Source organism: Reyranella sp., assembly GCF_965279625.1.
Classification (GTDB): domain Bacteria; phylum Pseudomonadota; class Alphaproteobacteria; order Reyranellales; family Reyranellaceae; genus Reyranella.
Genome location: NZ_OZ257251.1, coordinates 5701265 through 5720764, shown reverse-complemented (window position 1 = coordinate 5720764; position 19500 = coordinate 5701265). Strand labels below are relative to the sequence as shown.

At 65.9% G+C, this 19500-nt stretch carries 20 protein-coding genes; 10 read left to right on the top strand and 10 right to left on the bottom strand.

Annotated features, from left to right (window positions below; translation table 11 throughout):
- Positions 1–311 precede the first annotated feature (311 nt).
- Positions 312–1811 (top strand): M81 family metallopeptidase, encoded by a 1500-nt coding sequence (locus ACQY78_RS27745; protein ID WP_428681398.1) that lies wholly within the window; start codon positions 312–314, stop codon positions 1809–1811.
- Positions 1812–1993: 182 nt separating this feature from the next.
- Positions 1994–3454 carry an N-acyl-D-amino-acid deacylase family protein gene (locus ACQY78_RS27740; RefSeq protein ID WP_428681396.1) on the top strand — a complete coding sequence of 487 codons (1461 nt, stop codon included), beginning with the start codon at positions 1994–1996 and terminating at the stop codon, positions 3452–3454.
- A gap of 61 nt (positions 3455–3515) precedes the next feature.
- Here the strand turns inward: ACQY78_RS27740 and dksA are convergent, their stop codons facing one another.
- The 4 genes from dksA to ACQY78_RS27720 form a co-directional block, all read right to left on the bottom strand.
- Positions 3516–3941 (bottom strand): RNA polymerase-binding protein DksA, encoded by a 426-nt coding sequence (gene dksA, locus ACQY78_RS27735; RefSeq protein ID WP_428681394.1) that lies wholly within the window; start codon positions 3939–3941, stop codon positions 3516–3518.
- Positions 3942–4138: 197 nt separating this feature from the next.
- Positions 4139–4906, bottom strand: coding sequence for a putative DNA-binding domain-containing protein (locus ACQY78_RS27730; protein ID WP_428681392.1), 768 nt, complete (start codon positions 4904–4906; stop codon positions 4139–4141).
- Positions 4890–5729, bottom strand: coding sequence for a DUF692 domain-containing protein (locus ACQY78_RS27725; protein WP_428681390.1), 840 nt, complete (start codon positions 5727–5729; stop codon positions 4890–4892). The genes ACQY78_RS27730 and ACQY78_RS27725 overlap by 17 nt, the downstream gene beginning before the upstream one ends.
- Positions 5730–5731: 2 nt before the next feature.
- Positions 5732–5980: a DUF2282 domain-containing protein gene (locus ACQY78_RS27720; protein WP_425066311.1), complete on the bottom strand. Its 249-nt coding sequence runs from the start codon at positions 5978–5980 to the stop codon at positions 5732–5734.
- Between the two features lie 102 nt (positions 5981–6082).
- On the opposite strand from ACQY78_RS27720, the gene ACQY78_RS27715 reads away from it, so the two are divergent.
- Positions 6083–6277 (top strand): DUF3553 domain-containing protein, encoded by a 195-nt coding sequence (locus ACQY78_RS27715; protein WP_422014920.1) that lies wholly within the window; start codon positions 6083–6085, stop codon positions 6275–6277.
- Here the strand turns inward: ACQY78_RS27715 and mobA are convergent.
- Positions 6240–6920 carry a molybdenum cofactor guanylyltransferase gene (gene mobA / locus ACQY78_RS27710; protein WP_428681387.1) on the bottom strand — a complete coding sequence of 227 codons (681 nt, stop codon included), beginning with the start codon at positions 6918–6920 and terminating at the stop codon, positions 6240–6242. The genes ACQY78_RS27715 and mobA overlap by 38 nt on opposite strands.
- Before the next feature lie 47 nt (positions 6921–6967).
- On the opposite strand from mobA, the gene ACQY78_RS27705 reads away from it, so the two are divergent.
- Positions 6968–7768 (top strand): 2-keto-4-pentenoate hydratase, encoded by an 801-nt coding sequence (locus ACQY78_RS27705; protein WP_428681385.1) that lies wholly within the window; start codon positions 6968–6970, stop codon positions 7766–7768.
- 6 nt (positions 7769–7774) lie between these two features.
- On the opposite strand, the gene pdeM is transcribed toward ACQY78_RS27705, so the two are convergent.
- Complete coding sequence (gene pdeM / locus ACQY78_RS27700) at positions 7775–8470, bottom strand: ligase-associated DNA damage response endonuclease PdeM (RefSeq protein WP_428681383.1); 696 nt, start codon at positions 8468–8470, stop codon at positions 7775–7777.
- Between the two features lie 129 nt (positions 8471–8599).
- On the opposite strand from pdeM, the gene ACQY78_RS27695 reads away from it, so the two are divergent.
- The 6 genes from ACQY78_RS27695 to ACQY78_RS27670 are packed head-to-tail and all read left to right on the top strand — an operon-like array spanning position 8600 to position 15728.
- Positions 8600–9391, top strand: a complete 792-nt coding sequence (locus ACQY78_RS27695) for an EipB family protein (protein ID WP_428681381.1) — start codon at positions 8600–8602, stop codon at positions 9389–9391.
- A gap of 49 nt (positions 9392–9440) precedes the next feature.
- On the top strand, positions 9441–10841 hold the full coding sequence (locus tag ACQY78_RS27690) for a cryptochrome/photolyase family protein (RefSeq protein ID WP_428681379.1): 1401 nt from the start codon (positions 9441–9443) through the stop codon (positions 10839–10841).
- 25 nt (positions 10842–10866) lie between these two features.
- Positions 10867–12234, top strand: a complete 1368-nt coding sequence (locus tag ACQY78_RS27685) for an NAD(P)/FAD-dependent oxidoreductase (RefSeq protein WP_428681377.1) — start codon at positions 10867–10869, stop codon at positions 12232–12234.
- Positions 12231–13004, top strand: a complete 774-nt coding sequence (locus ACQY78_RS27680; RefSeq protein ID WP_428681375.1) for a DUF1365 domain-containing protein — start codon at positions 12231–12233, stop codon at positions 13002–13004. Before ACQY78_RS27685 ends, ACQY78_RS27680 begins: the two co-directional genes overlap by 4 nt.
- A 16-nt stretch (positions 13005–13020) precedes the next feature.
- Positions 13021–14193, top strand: coding sequence for a class I SAM-dependent methyltransferase (locus ACQY78_RS27675; RefSeq protein ID WP_428681373.1), 1173 nt, complete (start codon positions 13021–13023; stop codon positions 14191–14193).
- Positions 14194–14252: 59 nt separating this feature from the next.
- Positions 14253–15728: an MFS transporter gene (locus tag ACQY78_RS27670; RefSeq protein ID WP_428681371.1), complete on the top strand. Its 1476-nt coding sequence runs from the start codon at positions 14253–14255 to the stop codon at positions 15726–15728.
- Position 15729: 1 nt separating this feature from the next.
- Here ACQY78_RS27670 and ACQY78_RS27665 read toward each other — a convergent pair whose 3' ends face one another.
- The 4 genes from ACQY78_RS27665 to ACQY78_RS27650 are packed head-to-tail and all read right to left on the bottom strand — an operon-like array spanning position 15730 to position 19485.
- Positions 15730–16809 (bottom strand): DUF1501 domain-containing protein, encoded by a 1080-nt coding sequence (locus ACQY78_RS27665; RefSeq protein WP_428681369.1) that lies wholly within the window; start codon positions 16807–16809, stop codon positions 15730–15732.
- A gap of 10 nt (positions 16810–16819) precedes the next feature.
- Positions 16820–18385, bottom strand: a complete 1566-nt coding sequence (locus ACQY78_RS27660; RefSeq protein ID WP_428681367.1) for a DUF1800 domain-containing protein — start codon at positions 18383–18385, stop codon at positions 16820–16822.
- Between the two features lie 10 nt (positions 18386–18395).
- Complete coding sequence (locus tag ACQY78_RS27655; protein WP_428681365.1) at positions 18396–18944, bottom strand: Spy/CpxP family protein refolding chaperone; 549 nt, start codon at positions 18942–18944, stop codon at positions 18396–18398.
- A gap of 1 nt (position 18945) precedes the next feature.
- Positions 18946–19485, bottom strand: coding sequence for a hypothetical protein (locus ACQY78_RS27650; protein ID WP_428681363.1), 540 nt, complete (start codon positions 19483–19485; stop codon positions 18946–18948).
- Positions 19486–19500 lie beyond the last annotated feature (15 nt).

Genomic DNA, 19500 nt, shown 5'->3' with positions numbered 1-19500 from the left:
GGGCCGCGACTAGCGCGGCCCGAGTTTAGGGAGGAAACGCCCAAGACGGGCATACAGCAAACAATGCGGCTACCGAGGTAGCGTTTGCTGCCCACAAAGAATGGTGCACCTGCGAAGAGAATGCAAGCGCGAAAAAGAGCCCTGAATTCACATATTTAGCGCTCGTTGATGTAGGGCCGGCGGTGTGGCGTTTTTGCAACGCACAAGAATAGTGCGATGCAGCTTTGCACTGAGCGCATTGCTTCGGCAAACGCGCGTGGTGTGCGGATTATGTAAGATGTTCAAATACTTAAGCTCAAGTGGAGGGGTTGTTGGCCAAGAAGTTCGTAGTCGCCATGATGATGCACGAGACCAATACGTTCTCGCCCCTGCCCACCCCAATCGAGTCCTTCGCCCGGGCCGGCTCGCTGAGCGGACCGAGTGCGATCAAGGAGGCCGAGGGGACCAATACCTCTCTGGGCGGCTTCATTGAGGTGGCGCGCAAGGCCGGCGCCGAGTTCACCGTCCCAATGGCCGCCTCTGCCCATCCGTCGGGCCTGGTCACCAAAGCGGCATACGAGCAGATGACTACGGCCATCGTGGACGAGGTCAGGAAAGGCTGCGATGCGGTCCTGCTGGCCCTGCACGGCGCAATGGTCGCCGAGCACTATGACGACGGTGAAGGCGAACTGCTGAACCGCCTCCGCAAGATCGCGCCCGACGTGCCGATCGCCGTCGCCCTCGATTTCCATACCCAGATGACCGACGCCATGGTCAACGGCGCCACGATCATGACCGGCTACCGGACCTACCCGCATATCGACATGGCCGACACGGCCCGCCGGTCGGGTCGCACCCTGATGAGGATGCTGGCCGGCGAAATCGACCCTAAGATGGTCTGGGGCAGCCGCCCGATCATGAGCAGTTCGCTGGTCCACACCCCCTCGCGCGAGCCGATGAAGACCCTGATGGGCATGGCCAACCAGGCCGAGGACACCGGACAGGTCCTGAACGCCTCGGTGTTCGGCGGCTTCCCGCAGGCCGACATCCCCCATCTCGCCCTCTCCTCGGTCATCGTCTGCGACAAGCGGACGGCGGAAGGCGAAATCCTGCTCAACCGCATCCTCGATACGGCCTGGGAGAAGCGCGAAGGCTTCCTGTTCCATCCGGAGCCGCTCTCGGTCCAGGTCGGGCGCGCCAAGGGCTATATCGACTATCCGGTCGTCATGGCCGACCATGGGGACAACACCGCCTCGGGCGGTACCCAGGACGTGATGAGCGTCATCGAAGAGGCGATGAAGCAGGAGCTCGAGGACGCGGTCGCGGGCCCGATCTGCGATCCGGCCTGCGTCGAGCAGATGATCAAGGCCGGTGTCGGCGCCGAAGTGACGCTCGAGCTGGGCGGCAAGATCGACATGCCGGCCATGGGCCTGAAGGGCAAGCCGCTCAAGGTCACCGGCAAGGTCAAGGCCATCACCGACGGCCAGTTCACCGTCACCGGCCCGATGGCGACCGGCACCACGGTGCGCATGGGACGCACCGCCGTGCTCGACACCGGCAAGATGCAGATCGTCGTGTCGGAGAAGCGTGCCGAGCCTTACGATCTCGGCGTCTTCACCCATTGCGGCATCGATCCGCGGCGCAAGAAGTACGTGCTGATCAAGTCGCGCCAGCATTTCCGCGCCGGTTTCGAGCCAATCGCCAAGCACATCGTGATGTGCGACGGCGACGGCTGCACCGCCTCCGACCTCAAGCTCTTCAAGTACGAGCGGGTCAAGCGGCCGCTGTATCCGTTCGACCTCGACATGCGGCTCGGCCGCAACGAAGTCTAGAGTTACGCCGCTGCGCCCACGGTCTTCATCCCCCGTCCTACGGGGGATGAAGACCGGAGGGCCGGAGGGGGACAGCCACCAGCCTGATCTTTCCCCGGCCCAAGGTTCCCGCGTTGCCCTCCCCCTCCCGGCCTCCCCCGTGAGACGGGGCAGGTGAAGAGTTTTCTCCAGGAGTTTTTCAGATGGCCACTTACGACATCGTCATCCGCAACGGCCAGGTGGCCGACGGAACAGGCAAGAAGCTCTTCGCCGCCGATGTGGCGGTGAAGGGCGACCGCATCGTCGCGATCGAGGCGCCGGGCACGCTCCGCGGTGACAACGAGATCGACGCCACGGGCAAGGTCGTGGCGCCAGGCTTCATCGACGTGCACACGCACGACGACACCGCGCTGATCGACAATCCGACCATGGCGATGAAGGCCAGCCAGGGCGTCACGACCGTGGTGTGCGGCAATTGCGGCGTCTCCGCCGCACCGTACGTCCGGCCCGATGTCGGCCACTGGATGTCGCTGATCATCAAGAAGAAGGAGAACCTCTCCAAGGACTTCGCGGAGTTCGCGGGCAAGGTCGATGCGGCCAACCCGGCCATCAACGGCGCCTTCCTGATCGGCCATGGCACGCTGCGCATCAACTCGATGGGCGACGACCTCAACCGCGTCGCCACCGCCCCCGAGATCACGCAGATGCGCGAACTGCTCGACCAGAGCCTCGAGCAGGGCGCGATCGGCATGTCGAGCGGCCTGTTCTATGCCGTCTCCAGCCACGCCTCGACCGACGAAGTGGTCGACGTGGCCACCCCGCTCGGTCGCTGGGGCGGCGTCTACACCGCCCACATGCGCGACGAGGGCGACCATATCCTGAAGGCGATGGACGAGACGTTCGAGATCGGCCGCCGCGTCGGTGCCGAGATCATCGTCTCTCACCACAAGTGCTCGGGCCGCTCCAACTTCGGGCGCATGAAGGAGACGCTGCCGCACTTCAACGAAGCGATGAAGAAGCAGCAGATCGCCTTCGACGTCTACCCCTACGTTGCCGGCTCGACGATCCTGCGCAGCGACATGCTGGAACGTGCCGACAAGGTCCTCATCACCTGGTCCGACAAGGTCCCGGGTCTCAGCGGCCGCGACCTCAGGGAGATCGCCGAGGAGATGGGCTGCTCGATGAAGGAGGCCGCCGACCGTATCCAGCCGGCCGGCGCCATCTACTTCATGATGGACGAGAAGGACGTGCAGGCGGCGATGTCCCATCCCGGCGCCATGATCGGCTCGGACGGCATCCCGTTCGACGCCCATCCGCATCCGCGCCTGTGGGGCACCTTCCCACGCGTGCTCGGCCATTACTCGCGCGACCTCGGGCTGTTCCCTCTCGAAGACGCGGTGCGCCGGATGACGTCCTACTCGGCGCAGCGCTTCCACCTGGCCAAGCGCGGCGAGGTCAAGCGCGGCTTCTATGCCGATCTCTGCATCTTCGATCCGGCGACAGTCATCGACACCGCCACTTTCGAGAAGCCGATCTCGCCGGCCAGGGGCATCGACACGGTGATCTGCAACGGCGCCTTCGCCTGGCGCGACGGCAAGCCCGGCGGCGGTCAGGCCGGCCGCGCGCTCAACCGCCAGGCCATGCAGGACGAAGCCAGGGCCTGAGCGCCAGGTCGTCACACCCGAGAAAAGAAAAGGCCCGCTTCACGCGGGCCTTTTTTATTCCTCAGTCGTTGCCTTCGTCGCGGCGGGTGCGCTCCATGCGCTCGTGGCGCTCCTGCGCCTCGACCGACAGGGTCGCGATCGGTCGTGCCTCGAGACGCTTCAGCGAGATCGGCTCGCCGGTCTCCTCGCAGTATCCGTAAGTGCCTTCGTCGATCGACTTCATCGCCTGGTCGATCTTGGAGATCAGCTTGCGGAAACGATCCCGGGTCCGCAACTCCAGCGAGCGGTCGGTCTCGGCAGTCGCGCGATCGGCGAGATCGGGCTGCGCCAGACTCTCTTCCTGCATGTTCTGGAGCGTCTGGTTGGATTCCTCGATCAGCTCGCCCTTCCACTTCAGCAACTTCTGCCGGAAGTACTCCTGCTGCATCGGATTCATGAAAGCTTCACGTTCTGTCGGCCGATAATTCTGCGGCAACGTAATCGACATCGTCGGCAACTCCACTCGAAGCCACGATAGTCCACCAGGGGAAGGCAGACCCTTTTCGAAGCGCGCGGAGTATAGGGACGGGCCTTCCCGGAGCAAGATCGTTTCGGGGTCGCGCGCCGATTCAGCCGTGCAGCGCAACAATTACAGCGGTTGTAATAATCCCCAAGTTTCGAGCCTTTTAGGCCTCGGCCTCACTATCAATGCTGCAGTGCAGCAAATGCCTGCAAAGCCAGCAGTCTTGCGAGGGTTTTGGCTGGATCGAAGGCAGGTTCGACGGCTAACGCAATTTCCGCCGCTCCGCCCAGGCTGGCGCCCCCGCCGAGCGCCTCCAGGAACGTCGCTTCCGCCCGAGCGAGGCTCGCGAAAGCGGCATCGTACGCCCGACGCAGGACCACCACCGAGGCCGGTCCCTCCTCCAGGGATACGGTCCCGACGGTCGCACCCGGCTGCGACGCGTGCCAGATTCGATCGATCGGGTAGCGCGAACTGACCAGGGTCGAACCGGCCGCCAGGGTCACCTTCAGCTCGAACAGGCGTTCGGCAGAGAGCCCGGCAAGGTCGGGCGCGGCCAGCCTGTCCACCAGCGGCGCGTGGAACGCCAGGTTCAGGGCCCAGTCGAGCCGGGCCATGTCGGCGAGGTAGGCCAGAGCGGCCGCAGGACCGTAGTCCGAAACGAACGCCGGGAATCCCTCGCCAAACTCCGCCAGCACCGGTTGCACCGGCAGGTTCTCCACGACGAATTCAATGGCCATGGTCCGGAAGAACGCCTTACCGACGATCGCCTGCACGGTCGGGAAGGTGGCTGCGAGCGCCTCCGCCAGGCTCTGCGCCACGTGATGGCGATGGACACGGAGACGGGCCGGGGCGGAAATCGTGTCGCCCACGACGGCGTCGGCGAGGCCGGAGCCCTCCTCGCCTTTCAAGTGGGCCGCGAACGCCGCCTGCAGATCACGCAGCCCGAGCATTGGTCTCCACCGCGATGTCGAGCGCTCGCCCCGCCCGCCTTGCCTCGTCGAGCAGCACGTCCAGAACCGGAAGATCGGTGTCCCATTCGACCAGCGTCGGCCGCGGGCCGTAGCGGCGCACGATCTCGTCGAACAGGGCCCACACGCACTCGCCGACCCGGCTGCCGTGATCGTCGATCAGGATCGGCTTGCCGTCCGCATCGTTCACCGCATGACCGGCCAAATGGTATTCACCGATCGCCGATGCCGGCAGCCCGTCGAGCCAGGCGCCGGGATCGAGCCGCAGATTATGCGCCGTGACCGCGATGTTGTTGGCGTCCAGCAGCAACCCGCAGCCGCTTCGGCTGACGAGTTCGGCCAGGAATTCAGGTTCCGAGAGGGTGGAATGCGCGAACGCCAGGTAGCAGGACGGATTCTCGACCAGAACCTGCCGCTCGAGCCGGTCCTGCAGCCGGAGGACATTGCGCACGACGACTTCGAGCGCCTCTTCGGTGTAGGGCAACGGCAGCAGATCGTTGAAATAGCGGCCGTCCGCGACACTCCACGATAGATGGTCGGAGATCAACGCGGGCTCGAGGCGACGGATCAGCGCCGCAACACGATCGAGATGCCCCTCGTCCAGCCCGTCGACCGAACCGAGCGAGAGGCCGACCGCATGGACCGAGACTTCATAGTCCTCGCGCAGGCGCTCGACGGTCCGAAGCGCCGGAGAGCTCGCGAGATGGTTCTCGGCGTGGATCTCGAGAAAGCCGGTTGCCGGCCGGTCGCGCGCGATCTCCGCCAGATGCGGCGACCGCAGCCCGATGCCGGCAACCGGGTTCATGCTCAGCTGGGCGTGAGCTTGCCGCCGATGATCTTCTCGCAGGCGCCTTTGGGCACGGACACCCAGGCGTCGGGCTGCGCATCCGCTTTGGATGTGCCGGCGCAGGATGACTTCGCCGTCTGGCAGTCGTTCTTGCCGGCCTTGGCGATGCCGTAGCATTTCTCCATATTGCCCTGCGCCTGGCTGGTGGCAGCCGGCAGCACGAGGGCGGCGGCGAGAGCCGAAGCAATGGCTGCGCGAGTGCTGTTCATTGTGTCCTCCATGACATGACGACGCCCAGTCTATACAGCAGATTGAGGCGGCAGGGCGTCAGGCAGCCGCCATCGTACGCACAGAGGTGGAGTAACGAAAACTTGTTCGACAAACCCGGCAATGGACTGCTGAGCCCCGGCGACTTCGTGCGTCATCCCGCTCGACCGGACTGGGGCCTGGGCCAGATCCAGTCGATGATCGGCCACCGCATCACGGTCAATTTCGAGAATGCCGGCAAGGTCGTCATCGACGGGAACGTCATCGAACTCGCTCCAGACGACGCATCGCCTCGCTGAGTTCGACCGGCGTGTTGACGTTGAGGAACGGCGCCGCATTGCCCGGCCAGACGAGCTCCTCGAAGGCATAGCGCTGGGCGAAGGTCTCGACCCGCCGCATGCCCTCCTCGAGGATGGCGCGGCGCAGATCGGCGGCAAGCTTCACCGACCAGATGGCAAGTGTGTGTTCGCGGCGCTTGCCATGACGCACCATCAGGACGTCCGGCTCCGGCACGTGCATCAGGCCGCAGAGCCTGACGGTGAGATCGAGCGGCAGGAACGGCACGTCGGCGGGCGCCGTCAGGATCCAGCCGGAATGCGGGTGGTGCTGGCGGGCCCATTCCATGCCTGCGAGGATGCCGGCCAGAGGACCGAGCCGCCGTCCCTCGCGCTGCGCCATCTCCTGGACATCGAGCGGATCGGCGATCACCGGCACGCCCAGCCCGCGGAATTCCGGCGCCAGATCGTTGGCCACGATCACGAGATCCATTACCTGCGGTCGCAGGCGTTCCACCACATGCGCCACCATGGGCCGGCCGGCGAGCACGCGCAGCGGCTTCAGCACGCCTGGTCCCATCCGCCGTCCCTCGCCGCCGGCCAGCACGACGCCCACGACGGCGCCACTGCGCACGGGTCCGAATTTCTGCAACGTTCTCGTCGCCATGGTAGCACTATGCGAAGTTGAAGAAATCAAGCAAGGGGGAGCCTCCAATGACGTTCAGCATCGCCAAGGCCGCCACGTGGCTGCATCAGGTCGACAGAGCGCGCGCCGTGGTCGGATGGTGGCCGGAGCGGTTCGCGACGGACGACGAACGCCTCGCCTACAAGGTCCAGGACGCCTTCCTCAAGAAGCAGGTCGTCAAGCAGGGGCCGCTGGTTGGCTACAAGATCGCGCTGACCTCACCGCAGATCCTGGCGCAGACCGGACTTAAGGGTCCCGCCTACGGGCCGATCCGCAAGAAGCGCGTGCTCGAGCACAAGGCGACCGTCCGCGCCGATCGCTGGACGCGACTGGGCGCTGAACTCGAGATCATCCTGATCGTCAACGCCGACGTGCCGGCGCCCAAGGCCAAGCCCTACGACAGGGACTCGATCGCGCAATATGTCGGCGAAGCGCGCGCCGGCTTCGAACTGATCGAGGACCGCGGCGCCGATTACAGCCGCCTCGCGGTCAATCCGCTGATCATGGATGCCGGCTGGAACGGCGGCTCGCTGCTCGCCAAGCCCAACAAGGACTGGGCGAAGCTCGATCTCGGCAACCTGAACGGCTCGGTCTCCTTCGACGGCAAGGTCGTGCGCGAGGGCCACTCGGGCGACGTACTGGGCCACTGCTACAACGCGCTGGCCTGGCTCGCGAACAAGCTCGGTGAGCACGGCAAGCGCCTGAAGAAGGGCATGATCGTCTCCTCGGGCAGCATGGTTGCCTGCCAGTTCGTGCCGCCGGGCAGCACCGCCACCGGCAGGATCGAGGGGCTGGGCGAAGTGACGCTGAAGTACGAACTGCCGAATTAGGAACGCCTATCTGAAGGTCGGGTCGGGCCGGAGCTGCCGCCACGACAGGCGTCGCACGGCGTCCCGACCGACCACCAGCGCATCGTAATCGTCGGGAAACAGCTGCGCGATCGCGGGGTCGAGCGCGTTGAGACCGCCGGCATAGGCACCGAATGCCGGGAGGATGAGACGCCTGCCGTCGGTCAGGAAGCAACGACGACGCAGCCCGCGTCCGCGCACGGTAAGTGCCGCCACCGGATGGTAGTGGCCGGAGACCTCGCCATCGGCGGGACCGAACAGCGCCTCGTGCCGGAAGATCAGCGGTCCCGCATTGATCTCTTCGGCGATCTCGCCCCAGCCCGCCGGCGGCGGCGCCGGATCGTGGTTGCCGGCGATCCACACGAAGCGTGTTGCGGCGGTGAGCCGCTCGATCTCGCTGCGCTCAGCGTCGGGAAGGCGCTCGACGGCTGCACGGTCATGGAAGGAGTCACCCAGGCAGACGATCGTTCGGGGCTGCACGGCATCGATCAGCGTCGAAAGCAGGGCGAGCGTCTGCTTCGTGTCGTAGCGCGGCAGAAGCTTGCGGGCATTGACGGCGTAAGAAGAGCCCTTCTCCAGATGCAGGTCGGCGACGGCCAGCAATCGCTCGGCCGGCCAGTGCAGGGCGCCCATCGGCAGCGCCTCCAGGCGCTCGCCCGCGCAGATGAACTCCAGACCCATCATCGAGGAAACGCCAGCGAGACTCCGGATAGGCGTGGCGGGACGGAGCGCTGCCAGAATGCTGCCACGATCTCTCGTAATTTCATGTGAAGCACGATTGACCTGATGCGGGCGCATGCGCAAGGTGCCGCCATGCATCGCCTTGTGTGTTTCGTCGTCGCTGCTGTCCTGTGTGGACCACAGTTGGCCTTCGCGCAGATGCAGCCGCATCGCGCCGAGTATGTGCTGCGACTGGGAGCCGCCGCCAATGCGCCTCGCATCGGCACCGCTGTCCATGACCTCACGCAGGATTGCGCAGGCTGGCATCTCAAGCGCGACATCGCGACCGAGATCGCGCTGACCGCTTCGTGGAAGATGAGCCTGTCCTCCAAGCTCGATGCCGAGGAGCCGCGCAGCGGCAACAATTTCCGATACCGCACCACGCAAATTCAGAATGGCAACACGCGCGAAACCAAGGGTCGCGTCGAGCGCGCGAAAGGCGAGTTGCGGGCAGAGATCGCGACGGCGGGATCTCAGCCGTCCCAGGTCCTCCTGCCCTTCGCCACCCTGATGCCGGTTGCGGCGATCGACCACCTCACAGAACGGCTCCGTGCCAATGCCGCCTCGTTTCCTGCGCTGATGTTCGACCCCGAGGTGATGGGGGACGGATTCCTGATCGACGTGACGCAACTCGACGACGGCCGCCTCCGGGCGTCGCGGCCGACGGACAAGCCCGTCGCCACGCCGAAGGGAAAGTCCTGGCCGGTAGCCATGACCTTCACGCGCGGTCGCGACCAGGCCCAGCGCCCGCTCTTTTCGGTGACGGCGCAGGTCTTCGAGAATGGCGTGCTCGATCGGCTCACCGTCGATACCGGCATGCTCACCGTGACGGCGGACCTCCAAAGCCTGGAGATGCGGCCGGCGCCCAACTGCCCCCGCTCCTGACCTAGCCGCGTCCGATCATCCGTTCGTTCGCCATGTGCGTATGCTGCACATGTCGGTTTCGATCGTCTGGTTCCGCAGCGACCTTCGCCTCTCGGATAATCCCGCGCTGATCAAGGCGCTGGAGTCGGGCCATGCCGTCGTGCCGGTGTTCGTGCTGGACGAGGAGACCGACGGCGTCAGGCCGCTTGGCGCCGCTTCGCGCTGGTGGCTGCACCACAGTCTCCACACCCTCGGCGCATCCCTGCGCCGGCTGGGATCCCGCCTGATCCTGCGCCGGGGTCCGGCAGAGAAAGTGATTGGCGAACTCGTCGCCGAATGCAGGGCCACTTCGGTCTTCTGGAACCGCGCCTATGATCGCGGCTGCCGCGAGCGCGATACGCGCCTGAAGAAGGCACTGTCCGCGAGGGGCGTCGCGGCCGAGAGTTTCAAGGCCAGCCTTCTCTTCGAGCCGTGGGAGGTCACGACCCAGAGCGGTGGCGCCTTCAAGGTGTTCACACCCTTCTGGCGAGCCTGCCGCGCTTTGCCGCCGCCCCCTGCGCCGCTGCCCGCACCGCAGCGCCTGGCGGCGCCAGAGGCCTGGCCGGCCGGTGAACCGCTGGCGGGGTGGCGCCTGCCGCCGACCTCGCCTGACTGGGCCGGTGGACTGCGCGCCGGCTGGACGCCCGGCGAGGACGGCGCGAAGCAACGGCTCGCGCACTTTCTGGATGACGCGATCGAGGACTATCGCCAGGCCCGTGATCTGCCAGGGGTGGAAGGAACGTCCCGCCTGTCCCCGCATCTCGCCTTCGGCGAGATCGGCCCCCGCCAGATCTGGCAGGCCGCGATGACCCGCGGCGCGTCGGCCGCCACCGAGAAATTCCTCGCGGAAGTGGGATGGCGGGAATTCGCCTACAATCTCCTGTTCCACAATGGCGATCTGGCGGAGCGGAACTTCCGACCCGAGTTCGATGCGTTTCCCTGGACCGACCCGGGCGAAGCGTTGGCCGCCTGGCAACGCGGCCGCACGGGCTATCCCATCGTCGATGCCGGGATGCGCGAGCTCTGGACGACCGGCTGGATGCACAACCGCGTCCGCATGATCGTGGCGTCCTTCCTGACCAAGGACCTGATGATCGACTGGCGCCAGGGCGAGCGCTGGTTCTGGGATACGCTGGTCGATGCCGACCTCGCGAACAATGCCACCGGTTGGCAGTGGGTCGCCGGCTGCGGCGCCGATGCCGCTCCCTATTTCCGGGTCTTCAACCCCGTCCTGCAGGGCGAGAAGTTCGACCCCGACGGCGACTATGTAAGGCGTTGGGTTCCCGAAATCGCACACCTGCCCAACGATGCGATCCACCGTCCATGGACAGCGGCGATGCCGCCAAATGACTACCCAGGGCGCATCGTCGAGCACGGCGCCGCCCGCGACCGGGCGCTGGCCGCCTTCCAAACCCTCAAGAAATCAGCGTAGAAGCGTCCAGGGGAGCTTGCGAAAAATGAAAATCGCCGTCATCGGCGCCGGTGTATCCGGTCTTGGAGCCGCCTGGCTCCTCAGCCGTCGCCACGACGTGGTCGTCTACGAGCGTGAGGACCGCTTTGGCGGACACTCCTGCACGGTTGAAGCTCCGACGAAGCAGGGCCGCCTGCCGGTGGATGTCGGCTTCATCGTCTTCAACGAGCGCAACTATCCCAATCTTGTCGCTCTTTTCGACCATCTCGGGGTGCGGACCGACCCGTCGGACATGTCATTCGCCGTCAGCCTGGACGACGGCGGCTTCGAATATGCCAGCTCCTTCGCCGGCTACTTTGCGCAGCGCAGCAACCTCGCCCGCCCGTCCTTCCTGCGCATGACGCACGATATCCTGCGCTTCAACCGCATGGCCCCGCAGCTTCTCGACAAGGCGGAAGACCTCGATTTCACCATTGGCAATTTCATCGATCAGGCCGGCTTCAGCTCTGCCTTTCGCGACCGCTATCTCGTGCCGATGGCGGCCTGCATCTGGTCGACCCCGCCAGGACGCATGCTCGACTATCCGGCACAGACCTTCGCACGCTTCTTCAACAATCACGGACTCCTGACGATCGGTCCGCAGTTGCAGTGGCGTACCGTGAGTGGCGGCAGCCGTTCCTATGTCGAGCGCATCGCGGCGCCGCTGCGCGCCCGTGCACGGTTGGCCACGCCGGCCAGCGCGGTCCGGCGCACCGCCGAAGGCGTGGACGTGCGTGATGCGGGCGGCCACTGGGATCGCTTCGACCGAGTGGTGCTCGCCTGCCACGCCGACCAGGCTCTTTCGCTTCTCACCGATGCCGACGAGCGCGAGCGCGATCTGCTGGGCCGCTTTGCCTACTCGACCAACGAGGTATGGCTGCACAGCGACGAGAGTCTGATGCCGAAGCGCCGCAGCGCGTGGGCAAGCTGGAATTACGTTGCCGACAGTCGCAGCCGCGATACCACCGTTAGCGTGACCTACTGGATGAACCGGCTGCAGAACCTGCCCGACAGTTCGCCGCTCTTCGTCTCGGTGAATCCCGGCCGCACGCCCGCACCGGCCGCGGCGCACTCCCGCTTCTCGTTCGAGCATCCAATCTACGACGCGGCGGCCATCCGGGCGCAACGCGATCTGCACGGCATCCAGGGCGTGCGCGACACCTATTTCTGCGGCAGCTACTGCGGCTATGGTTTCCACGAGGACGCGCTGTCGGCCGGCCTCGATGTCGCCGAGCAGCTTGGCGTCCATCGCCCCTGGCAGCGTCCCGACGAGCACCGCCGGATCGGCGACCCGCCGCGCGTCGTGGCCGACCGGCCGGCGATCCCGCCGCTGCCGATTCCCGTAGCGGCCCGTGCCGCGGCCGAGACACCGTGAGCCGGACCTCACCTCATTCGATCGTCGACGCCACTGTCGTCCACCGACGGCTCAGGCCGCGCGAGAACGCCTTCCGCTACAAGGTGGGCTATCTCTGCCTCGGCCTCGATGCGCTGGAAAGCGCCGCCGGCCGCTGGCTTAAGGTCGACCGCCGCGGCGCCGTCTCCTTCCGCCGCGCCGACCATGGCGCGCGAGATGGGTCGGATCTCAAGCTCTGGCTGAAGGAGATCTTGCGCCAGCAGGGCGTGGCGGACATCTGCGACGGCGAGGTCGAGCTGATGACCATGCCCCGCATGCTGGGCTACGTGTTCAATCCGGTGAGTTTCTGGTTCTGCCGCGACCGCGCGGGGGCTCTTCGAGCGGTCCTCTGCGAGGTCAACAACACGTTCGGCGAGAGCCATTGCTATCTCGTCCACCACGAGGACAGTGCGTCGATCGAGCCCGACCAGTGGCTGGAAGGCCGCAAAGTCTTTCACGTCTCGCCCTTCCTGCCGATCGAGGGTGGCTATCGGTTCCGCTTTCGGCTGGACGACGAGCGGGCCCATGTCGACGTGAACTACCATGACGCTCAGGGGCTGATGCTCGCAACCTCGGTCGGCGGCCGGCGCCAGCCGCTGGACGACCGCGGTGTCTTGCGGCGCTTTCTGGCAAACCCGACCATGACGCTGGGCGTCGTGGTTCGGATCCACTGGCAGGCCTTGCATCTGTGGCGGAAGCGGGCGAGATTTTACACTAAGCCAGCACCGCCGTCGGAGCTCGTGACCCGTTGATTTCCCCTCGGACCGCATGCCCCTCGCCGCCCGGTTTGTCCTGAATTCCCTGGAACGTCTGTCCGTCGGTCGCCTGACAGTGCGACTTCCGGACGGCAACGTGCGCGTCTTCGGCAAGGCCGACGCAACCCCACACGCCGAGATCGACGTCCGGGACTGGCGCCTCTTTCGCCGTGTCCTGCTCGACGGAGACATGGGTTTTGCCGAAGCCTACATGGAGGGCTTCTGCGAATCCCCCGATCTGCCGAGCCTGATCGCCCTGTTGCTGGCCAACGAACAGGCGCTCGGCAAGATGACCCGGACGAACGTCTTCCACGGTATGCTGCTGAAGCTTCTCCACCGCCGGCGCGCGAATACCCGCGAAGGATCGAAGAAGAACATCCATGCCCACTACGACCTGGGCAACGAGTTCTACGGCCTGTGGCTCGATCCCTCGATGACCTACTCCTCCGCCCTTTACGAAGGCGAGGCGGAGAAGCCGCTGGAAGCCGCCCAGATCGCCAAGTACGAGCGCATCCTGTCCCAGCTCGGCGCCCGCCAGGGCGACAGTATCCTAGAGATCGGCTGCGGCTGGGGCGGCTTTGCGGAGGTCGCGGCCCGGCGCGGCATGCGCGTGACGGGCGTCACCATCTCCCGGGAGCAGCTGGAGTATGCCCGTGCTCGCCTGCAGCGGGCGGGCTTGGCTGACCGGGTCGACCTGCAATTCCGGGACTATCGCGATATCGAGGGCCGCTACGACCATATCGTGTCGATCGAGATGATCGAGGCGGTCGGCGAACGTTACTGGCCCGACTATTTCGCGACGCTGAAGCGCCATGTGATGCCCGGTGGGTCCGCCATCGTGCAGGCCATCGTCATCGCCGATGATTTCTTTGACCGCTACCGAAAGCACCCCGACTTCATCCAGACCTACGTCTTCCCCGGCGGCATGCTCCTGTCCCCTTCGAGCCTGCGCGAGCAGTGCCGGCAGGCCGGCCTGAAGGTGGCCGAACTCTACAGTTTCGGACTGGACTATGCGCGGACCCTGGAAACCTGGCTCGGACGCTTCGACGGGGTAGCCGACCAGGTCGGCCGCATGGGATTCGACGAGCGTTTCCGCCGCATGTGGCGGTATTACCTTGCCTATTGTGCCGCAGGCTTCTCCACGCGCCGCACGGACGTTTTGCAGGCACACTTCAGGCATATATAACTGTCGGCAATCAAGAGGCCGCCGGTCAAAGGTGAGCCGAACAGGAAGGCAAAATCCGCGTGCATGCGCCCAAGTCCGGCCTCGGCTCGACGACGTCGATCAGGCTGCGTTTCGACCGTCTTATCGCCTACTCCACCAACCAGCTGCCCCTCAACATGGCGGCCCTGCCGGTGGTGCTCAACGTCAGCCATTTCTACGGAGAAGTCCTGAAGGTGCCGCTTGGCATCATGGGGCTGATCTTCATCACGACGCGCGTGATTGATGCCATCCAGGACCCGGTGATCGGCCTGATCAGCGACAAGTTCACCCATCGCGGCCCGCGCGGGCGCCTCACCTTCGTCGGCCTGATGCTGCCGCTGCTGGTCGGCGGCTTCTATATGCTGTTCCATCCGCCGCAGTCCCTGTTCACCCAGCCCGTGTGGCTGGCGACCTGGCTGTTCGTCGCGCTCCTCGTGGTCCATCTCGGCTATGCCGGCGTCTCGATCAGCTATCACGCCCACGGGGCGGAGCTGACCGACGACTACAATGAGCGAACCAGGGTCACGGTCGGCCGCGAGGTCTTCGGCCTGATCGGCATGACTCTGGCCGTGGTGCTTCCCACCTACTTCACCGCCCAGATGGGCGAACATGCCGGCTACGTCTACATGGGGCTGATCTTCATCCCCATCGCCGTTCTGTTCGCCCTGCCGACCCTGCTCTGGTCGCCACCCTCGGTCCATCCGCCTGTCGTGCGCGAGAACCCGGAAATCCACGTCCGGTACTTCCGCGACTGGTTGATTGGCATGATGCCGTCGCTGGTCCGGCCGACCCGGAACATGGAGCGCAGCACCACGATCAAGACGCTGATCCCGTTCTTCGCGCCGCTGAAGAACAGGCTCTTCCGCCGCCTGCTGCTCGTCTTCATCGTCAATGGCGCGGCGCTGGGCGTCGCGGTCTCGGTGATGCTCTTCTACGTCGAGCATGTGCTGAAGGGGAACAAGCTGCAGGCCGGCATCATCCTGCTGGTCTATTTCGGCGCCGCCGCCGCCAGCGTGCCGCTCTGGATGCTGTTGTCGCGCCGCTTCAGCAAGACGGCCGCCTGGTTCATCGCCATGGTCCTGACGGCCGTGGCGATGTCGTTCGGCGTCTTCCTCGGCGCCGGCGACTTCGTCTGGTTCATGCCGATCGCCATCATCACCGGCCTGGGCATCGGGGCCGACTATGGCCTGCCGCCGTCGGTCCTGGCCGACATCATCAACTCCGATGAGGGCAAGGATACGAAGGGCGATACCGGCGCCTATTTCGGCCTGTGGGCTCTCTCGACGAAACTCGCGACGGCCATCGGCGCGGCCGGCTCGCTGCCCGTGGCCGCGCTTCTGGGGTTCAATCCGTCTGAGGGACTGTACAGCGGGACGGCATTGATCGTCGTCTATATCGCCGTTCCGGTCGTCATCAAGATCATCGCTGCACTGCTGATCTGGTACATCCGGATCGAGGCTGACCGTGGCTCTGTGCGTGACGAACTCCTGGGGCGGAGGGCTGCCACCCTAAGCTAGGCTAGGCGAGAAAGCCGAGCCTCTGCGGCTGACGCAGCCCGAAATCGCATGGCTGGCCCCAGCACCCCTGGGCCAGCGTGGCGAAGACGTTGCGGAAGTCGACCGTGTGCCTGAGGTCGCCGTCCTGGAGATCGGACAGCGAGGGATAGACACCGTGCAGGCCTCCCTTCACGGCTCCGCCCATGACGAACTGGGGCGCCGCCGTGCCATGGTCGGTGCCGCCGCTGGCGTTCTGCCGGGCGCGCCGGCCGAACTCCGAATAGGTCACCACGACAACGTCCTTCCAGAGGTCGGCCGCCATCAGGTTTCTGCGCAGGATCGCTAGGTTCGCGGCGAGGAAGGCCAACAGGCGTTCGTGTGTCGGCACCTGGTTGGCATGCGTGTCGAAGCCGCCCAACGCCACCTTGATGGCCACCACCGGCACCTTGGCCGCAAGGATCCTCGTCGCGAGGTCGAGTTGGTGGCCCAGCTGATACTCCTGGCCATAGGCCTGGGCTGGCGCCGGCGCGTCGCGCATCCGGTCGCGCAGGCCTGCCGCCGCCGCATTGATTTCTTGCCGCACCGCCAGCAGGTGATGAAGCGCGGGGTTGCCGCCATCGGCCTTCGCCGATGCGGCACCGATGGCGTTGGCCTGGCGCAGGAAATTCTCGGCGTCCTGCATAACGATGGTGCGCAATGACGGGCCCGTCGAGGGCAGCGCATTGGTGTCGGCCACGATGCAGTCGACGCCCACCCCTTTGGCGAGCCTGGCGCCGTTGAAGGCCTGGGCGACCCAGCCTTCGCTCAGCGTCTGCGAAGAGGCAGAAGCAGTGTCCCAGATCTCGATCGAGCGAAAGTGCGAGCGGTTGGGATACGGATAGCCGACACCCTGCACGATCGCGAGATCGCCTGCCTTCCACGACTCCAGAAGCGGCGCGAGCTTTTCGTGCAGGCCGACCTTCTCGTCGAGCTGCAGGACACGTTCGCGGGGCACGCCGATGCCGGCGCGCAGGTCGCGGTACTTCGGATCGGCATAGGGCACCAGCGTGTTCAGCCCGTCATTGCCGCCCTTCAGTTCGACCAGCAGGAGGATACGGCCCAACGCACACTCCTCACTTGAGTTGATAGGACGTGTCGAGCAGCGCTGACGCCACGATCGCACCGGCGGTCCCGCTGGCATCAAGGCTGTCGACCGGCTGGCGCGGCAGCAGCGTGCGCAGCAGCACCGCACCGTCCACACCGGCGAGCGTAGATCCCAGTCGCACCTCATGGCCGGCATTGCGCAGGCTGCGGCCCTCGACCGGACGCGCCGGTTCCATCACCTGCATCGTCGCGTCGGTGGCCGGGAGCTGTTCGCGGCGGTCGGCACGGCGATTGGGACGGTCGGCCATCCTCATGCCGCCTTCCACCACCGCCACCGTCGTCGCCTCGATCATGCGCCGCAGGAACTGCTGGCGCAGCAGTAGCGTATAGGTCGAGATCCAATTCTCGCCGCCGGCCCATCCCTTCACGTTCGGCGGATCGAACGGGACCTGGCCCAACCCCTGCAGCATGCGGACCAGGCCCGTCTTCTCCGGCACCGGCAGGCCAAGCAGATGCACTGTGCCGACGATCAGATCGACCGGTGACTTGATGAGCGCGCCTCGGTTGGCGGGATTGCGGAAGGCAGCCGACAGGAAGATCGCCCGCATCAGCGGCTTGATCTCGTAGCCACCCTGCCGGAACGCCACCGCGAGTCGGGCGACCTCGGCGGGATCGGGCTTCAGGGAGACGAACTCGCGCCAAAGCTTCTCGACGATCATCTCGGCGGTGCGCGGATGAGCGAGCAGGATCGTCAGGATATCGTCGCCATCGAAGCGCCCGGACCTGCCGAGAAAGGCTTTCTGTCCGTCGTCGTGCTGGCCGCCATGCTCGACGAACCGCCCCGACTCCTGATCAACGCTCCTGCCGGTGAAGGCGCGTGCCGCGGCCTTGATGTCGGCCTCGCTGTAGTGCCCCTCGCCCAGGGTGAAGAGCTCCAGCAGTTCACGGGCAAAATTCTCGTTGGGCTGACGCGCCACCGATCCCCTGCCGTCGAGATAGATCAGCATCGCGGGATCGCGGGCGACCGCCTTCAACAGGCTCGCATAGTTTCCCAGCGCCTCGCGTCGAAACAGTGCGTTCTGCCGGAACAGCGACGCCGGATAGCGCACCTTCATGAGCGAGGAAGTGAAGTGGCCGTGCCAGAACATGGTCATGCGCTCGACCAGCGGCTGGTCGGTCGCGATCATCTCCTCGACCCACCAGTTCCTGAGCTCGCGCCCCTGTTCCTGGACCGGCCGGACGATACTGAGATCCTTGCCGTCGACACCTTTCTTACGCTCCGACTCCGCCATCCGCTGGCGACGCTGCACCTCGGCCGGGCCGAGGCCGATCCAGTCCGGCGCTGGCGTCATCGCCTCCCGGCGAGGGTTGGCGAGCAGGCGATCGACCGCGATCGGATAGTCGACAGCCTCAAGCGCTTGGATTTCAGCCGGCGTCGTGCCGAACGCTGTACGAGACAGAAGGTGCCGCGCCTCGTCGAAGCCCATCGCTTGGGCCGCCCGTGCGGGAAAGGCCGACCAAGAACCCGAGGAAAGGCCCACCGACAAGGCGGCAGCGCCTCCCACGAAACTGCGACGGCCAAGGCGTGCACTCATGACAAGCTTCCTATTGCGGCGGTCGCGGCGGGCCTCCCGCCGACGGACGAGGCGGCGGTGGCGGTGGCGGCGGCGGCGGCGGAGAAACCCGGTCGACGAGCAGCCTCTGCAGCCGCTCACGCTGGTCGCCGCGCAGAGACGGCTCAAGCTGCGTCAGGGTGCGCAGCGTCTCCTTCTGCTGCTCTGCTCGCAACCGACTGACCTGATCGATCAGTCCGTCGATCTTAGCCATGTCGATGGGTGTGCGTCCCATCTCGAGAGCCGTCTGCTCGCGGATTCGCTGGATCTCCTGAAGCCGGTTGCGGCGTTCCCTGGAATACTGGTCGAACAAACCCGTCATGATCTTGCGCTGTTCGCCGTCGAGACCGAGATCGTGCACCACCATCTCGACGGGATTGAAACGCGGACCGCCTGGCTGGCCGGGCTCGCCGCGCAGCGGCGGAGGACCACGCATCTCGAACGGCGGCTCGATCCAGCTCCGGTAGACGAAGCCGACCAGGACGAAAGTATTCAGCAGCAAGGACAGAGCGAGCAGGACCTGAAGCAGGCGCGCGTTCATCTCAGATGCCATCGCCGGCGAAGAACTCGCTGACCTCATTCGAGGCCGTCGTCTTCGCGTGGGCCGAGTCGGTCGTGGAATAGCCGTCGCGCTGCTGGGCGAGTGACTCGCCCAAGCCGCCGCCGACCATGAAGCCGCCCGTCGCAATCACCACGGCGGCCGCCGCCATCACACCCTGCTGAAGCGCATGCCGAGGACCGGCGAAGAGGCCCCGCCCTGCGAACCATCGTCCGACCAGACCGCCACCCGACGCCCTCCTCTCCGCCTCGAAGCCCACCAGCGCGCGAGCCCGCACAACCATCCGCTCCGGGGCGGCCGGCAACGGCCTGCCCAGGATATCGGCAAGATCGAGCGCGGCGCGACGGAGCGCGGGATCCGCCGCGACGGCGGCCTCGATCGGGGCGGCCGCCTCTTCCGTGAGACGGCCGTCCAGCCAGGCGGCGAGCTCTATCTCGCTAACCACCACAGGCGCGACTTCGGGCCCGCCGGCGAGGCTCCGCCACAGCTCCTTGTCGCTCCTCGGGGTCTGCTGGGTGCTCATGGGTCGCTCCTGCTC